2 protein-coding genes are annotated in these 766 nt (G+C 41.0%); one reads left to right on the top strand and one right to left on the bottom strand.

Annotation, left to right across the window (positions count from 1 at the left end; all coding sequences use genetic code 11):
• The first annotated feature begins 261 nt into the window (after positions 1 to 261).
• The gene (locus AYJ08_RS24720; RefSeq protein WP_255365450.1) at positions 262 to 384 is read left to right on the top strand and encodes a hypothetical protein; all 123 of its coding nucleotides are present in this window, start codon (positions 262 to 264) and stop codon (positions 382 to 384) included.
• A 72-nt stretch (positions 385 to 456) separates the two neighbouring features.
• Here the strand turns inward: AYJ08_RS24720 and AYJ08_RS05385 are convergent.
• Positions 457 to 766 (bottom strand): O-methyltransferase (locus AYJ08_RS05385; RefSeq protein WP_369799664.1); only part of this gene is annotated, 310 nt, incomplete at its 5' end.

Raw genomic sequence — 766 nt, 5'->3', positions numbered from 1 at the left:
AAATACGTACCTTTGAACATTCCCATGACTCCATTCGTGTAGATCGACATCTCCGGTTTCGATATGATCTGGCTATTTACCATTTTCAAAATGAACGGTTTGAAAGTGGAATAATAGATACTCTCCGATGTCTGGATTTATCGATCGTGATGAATAATCAGAAGAAGTTCATCCAATGTGTAACACTTTTTGAAGCATACAGATATCACGCCACAGAACAACAAAAAAGAGAGTATAAAAAATTGATGGAGGAGGTGAGAAATGATGAGGGGATTTTTGCTATCGCTAGTAATGGCTTTTGGAATGTTTAGTCATGCAGCAGATGTAGAAGTAGCAAAAGCGGAACATTCAGTAGCTCCCTATGAACATGGCGTAGGCGGTTGATTCTTGTTTTTCATTTGGAAAGCACTCCTTTTATCAGGAGTGCTTTTCTTTGGTTTATTACTTGATTTATCTCTATCCTTTTACGACACCAAGTGCGAAGCCGTCATAGCCTTTGCTTCCCACGGTTTGGACAGCCGTTGCTTCAATGCGGGGCTCAGCAGATAGCAGATCAAAGAATTGCCGAATGCCCTGAATACGATCATCTTCACTCTCAGAGTGAATCACTTCTCCACCGCGCACCACATTATCTCCAAGAATAATTGCCCCTGGATTGCAAAGCTTTAAAGCCCATTGTAAATAATGAGGGTTGTTTTGTTTATCGGCATCAATAAAAATCATATCGAAGCCCGTCAGCCCTTTTTCTTGAAGGGTTGGGAGTGTT

The sequence above is a fragment of the Brevibacillus sp. SKDU10 genome (genome assembly GCF_001645205.1).
Lineage (GTDB): Bacteria > Bacillota > Bacilli > Brevibacillales > Brevibacillaceae > Brevibacillus_B > Brevibacillus_B halotolerans.
Note: the sequence above shows the minus strand (reverse complement) of the source record. Positions and strands in the feature narration are given on the sequence as shown.